4 protein-coding genes are annotated in these 3,968 nt (G+C 70.7%); 3 read left to right on the plus strand and 1 reads right to left on the minus strand.

From position 1 onward, the window contains the following. The coding region (locus AB0C29_RS37170) for an ElyC/SanA/YdcF family protein (protein WP_360830631.1) at positions 1 to 550 on the plus strand (550 nt) is incomplete at its 5' end. Positions 551 to 557: 7 nt separating this feature from the next. Next, entirely contained in the window at positions 558 to 1,334 is a 777-nt protein-coding gene (locus AB0C29_RS37175) for a glycosyltransferase family 2 protein (RefSeq protein WP_360830634.1), read from the plus strand. 21 nt (positions 1,335 to 1,355) lie between these two features. Here AB0C29_RS37175 and AB0C29_RS37180 read toward each other — a convergent pair whose 3' ends face one another. Next, positions 1,356 to 2,528, minus strand: a complete 1,173-nt coding sequence (locus tag AB0C29_RS37180; RefSeq protein WP_360830636.1) for a hypothetical protein — start codon at positions 2,526 to 2,528, stop codon at positions 1,356 to 1,358. Between the two features lie 300 nt (positions 2,529 to 2,828). Between AB0C29_RS37180 and AB0C29_RS37185 the strand changes: the two genes are divergently transcribed. Next, on the plus strand, positions 2,829 to 3,968 hold a 1,140-nt coding region (locus AB0C29_RS37185; RefSeq protein WP_360830639.1), incomplete at its 3' end, for a segregation/condensation protein A.

Genomic DNA, 3,968 nt, shown 5'->3' on the forward strand with positions numbered 1-3,968 from the left:
CGCGCACCCCGGGGTCGCCCGCATCGTCTTCACCGGCGGCTGGGCGGAAGCCACCGAGGGCGCCGGGCAACCCCCGGCGGGCTGGCGGGAGGGCGACCTGATGCTGCGCGAGGCCCGGGCGGCGGGTCTCGACCGGTACGCGGACCTGCGCGCCGAGACCCGTTCCCGCAGCACCCTGGAGAACCTGGTGCACACCGTCGAGGACGGGCTGCTCGACGGGTACGCGTTCGACGCCGTACACCCGCTCGGTCTGGTCTCGCACCGCGAGCACCTGCCGCGGATCCGCCTGCTCGCCGTCAAGGTCCTCACCCTGCCCGCGCGGGCCCTGCTGGACGTGCCCGCCACCGGGGGAGAGACGCCGTTGCCGTGGCGGTCCGAGCGGGCCGCCCGGGTCATCGCCCGCCTCGGCTTCCTCGGCACCCGCGACCCGGCCGCCCTGCTGCGCCGCGAACGCAAGATGGTCGCCTCCCTGCGCCGCGCCGAGCGCCTGTTACGAAACCCACCGAAGGAATTACGCCGGACCCGCGACGGGCGGGGCCCGGCTGGGTAAGGAGGGGTTGCCACCGGACCACGGACGGGCCGGCGACACCCCCGAGGAGAACCACGTGCACGACGAGAACCGGTCCATGGTCGTTCTCCTGCCGGTCTACCAGCCGAGCCACCACCTGCCCACCCTGATGACCGAGCTGCGCCGGGCCGCACCGGGGTGCCACTTCGTCATCGTCGACGACGGCAGCAGCCCGGCCGCCGCCGAAGTGCTGCGCCAGGCGGAGAACCTCGGCGGCACGGTCCTGCGTCACCCGCGCAACCAGGGCAAGGGCGTCGCCCTCAAAACCGGTTTCCGGTACGCGGCGCAGCAGCATCCCGGCCTCGACGTCGTCTGCGCGGACGCCGACGGCCAGCACAGCGTCACGGACATCGTGCGGGTCGCGGACCGCGTCGCGGCGACCGGTCACACCGTGCTGGGTGTCCGCCGCTTCGCCGAGAACGTCCCGCTGCGCAGCAAGGTCGGCAACACGGTCACGCAGGCACTGTTCCGGGCCGCCACCGGCCGCGGGGTCCAGGACACCCAGACCGGGCTGCGGGCGTACCCGTCGGCTCTGCTCGACTGGCTCGGCACGGTCCCCGGCGAACGCTTCGAGTACGAGATGAACATCCTGCTCGAAGCCGCCCGCGCGGGGCACCGGATCGAGGAGGTCGTGATCACCACGACCTACCTCGACGACAACGCGTCCTCGCACTTCAGCGCGCTGAGCGACTCGGCCCGCATCTACTGGCCGCTGCTGCGCTACGCGGCGGCCGCACTGCTGACGCCGGCCCGGGCGACCCGCTGACCGCCCGGCGCCGGCGCTGGCTCAGCACCAGGTCAGGCTTGAGTTCGACCGGGTGACGTTGCTGATGGTGTTGTTGGTGCCGGTGCACGGGCTCCACCGGATGTTGGTGTTGCTGACCGTGAGGTTCTGGAAGCGGATGTTCGACGACGGCGGGAAGTCGGTGCGCGAGGAGATCCGTACCTCGCCACCGCCGGTGATCGTCCCGGACACGCCGGCCAGCACCACGTTGTAGCAGTTCTCGATCAGCACCGAGTTGTTGCCGGTGTTGGCGATGTCGACCCGGTCGATGACCGCGCCGCCGCTCTCCGAGACGCAGAAGACGCCCCGGCCGCCGCCGCGCGCCTTGACGGTCCCGACGCGGATGTTGGTGTTGTAGCTGCTGCCGATGCGGCCGTTGCGGTTGGCCATCCGGAAAGCGGCGTAGCCGGTGCCGGCGCCCGCGTTCTCCGCGTCGACGGTGCCGACGGTGGCGTTGACCGTCTGGTTGAGCAGCAGCCCGGACTCGCCGACGTTGCGCGCGGTGACGGTGCCGATGGTGATGCCGTCGACCCCGTAGGTCTCCACGGCGTGCGAGCTGGCCCCGGAGACGTAGGCACTGTCGATCCGGATGTTGCGCGACGGCACGGTCTTGTCACCGTAGTTGTCGATGCGTACGCCCAGGCCGCTGGACAGTCGCATGTCGATCTGCCCGAGGATCAGGTTGTTCACGCTGCGCATGAAGATGCCGTACAGCGGGGCGCCGGTGACGTTGAGATGGGCCACCTCGACGTCGCGGGTGCCCCGGGAGTAGATCGGGGCCTGGTCGCCGGAGCCCGTACCGGTCACGTTGATCGTGCCGCACACGTCCAGCAGCGTGTAGCTGGGCAGCGAGATGCGCGAGTTGGCGCTGATCGAGCCGGAGCCGCGGACCAGCACGTTCTGCTTGGCCGTACGGCTGGGCAGGCTGCTGATCGCGGCCTGCACCGCCGCGCGCATGTCGGTGCCGGTGTAGACGGTGCTGCTGCCCCGGCGCGCGGTCCAGGTGCTGCCGCTGAGCGTCGCCTCGGCTTGGTACGACAGGGCGCCGCAGGCGGCGGCCGAGGCCTGGGAGAGGCCGACGGCGACGCCGGCCCCGGAGAGCACCAGCGTGGTGGCGGCCAGCAGGCCGGTCCGCCAGCGCCGGCGCGAGGGGGTCTTCGGGCTTGGGGAGGTCATGACTGCTCCAAAATCTCGGCTGACGAGCTGACCGCCGTGCGCCCTCACGGCTGTGTTCCGACGCCTCCGGTAAGCGCTTTCCATACACGGGCATCGATGTGAGGGAGATGTTAACGGTCACCCCCCTGGTGTCAAGACCGGCCGGACCGTGACCGGCGGCACCCAGCGGCGTTGAACCATCGCGGAGCGGTGTTCCGCAGGGCCGGCGGGGGTACGGGGTTGAGCGGGGAACAGCTTGTCGAGCCCGTGGTCTACGGTCTTCACGTGCCTGAACAGCCAGTCTCAGAGTCGGCCGACGCCGTGCCGGAAGCCGGCGTTCCCGTCGCGGAACTCGGCGTTCCCGTTGAGGCCGAGGTCGACTCCGGCAAGTTCACGGTCCGGCTGACCAACTTCACCGGACCGTTCGACCTGCTGCTGCAGCTCATCGGCAAGCACAAACTCGACGTCACCGAGATCGCGCTGCACCAGGTCACCGACGACTTCATCGCCTACATCCGGGCCATGGGCGACGACTGGGACCTGGGCGAAACCAGCGAGTTCCTGCTGGTCGCGGCAACTCTGCTGGACCTGAAGGCGGCCCGGCTGCTGCCCTCGGCCGAGGTGGAGGACGAGGACGACCTGGCCCTGCTGGAAGCCGGCGACCTGCTCTTCGCCCGCCTCCTGCAGTACAAGGCGTACAAGGAAGCCGCGGCCGTGATCGCGGACCTGGAAGGCGTCGGCACCAAACGCTGGCCGCGGGCGGTCTCCCTGGAGCCCCGCTACGCGGAGGCGCTGCCCGACCTGGTCCTCGGCATCGGCCCGGAACGCCTGCTGAAGATGGCCCTGAAGCAGTTCCTGCCCAAACCGGGACCGCCCGAGGTGTCGATCGCGCACATCCACCAGGTCCGGGTCAGCGTCCGCGAACACGCGACCCTGATCCGCGACCGCCTCCGCCGCGCGGGCAGCGCGACATTCAGCCTGCTGATCGCCGACTGCGAGAACACGCTCGAGGTGGTGGCCCGCTTCCTGGCGTTGCTGGAGCTGTACCGCGAAGGGCTCATTGATTTTGAGCAGCCGGTGTCGCTGGAGGAGATGACGGTCCGCTGGATCGGCGGCGACCAGGTCGAGGGCGACCTGGACATCGACGACTACGAGGGCACCCCGCCGGAGCCGGACACCGCGGCGACGGAACTGGATGAAGAGGACGACGCCCACTCCGTGCCGGGGGCGATGGCCTCGGTGGCGGAGGAGGAGGGCGAGGACGACGACGCTGATCTCGACGACTTCGACATCCCGGAGATCACCGAATACCCCGGCTCCGCCTCTGGTTTCGCCGACGCCGACGCGGACGCCGCGGACGCCGATGCCGCGGACGCCGATGCCGGCGCCGTGGACGCCGATGCCGACGCCGACGCCCTTGCCGACGACTTTGCGGAAGCCGACGCCGCGGACGCCGATGCC

Source organism: Actinoplanes sp. NPDC048791 (genome assembly GCF_040650095.1).
GTDB lineage: Bacteria > Actinomycetota > Actinomycetes > Mycobacteriales > Micromonosporaceae > Actinoplanes.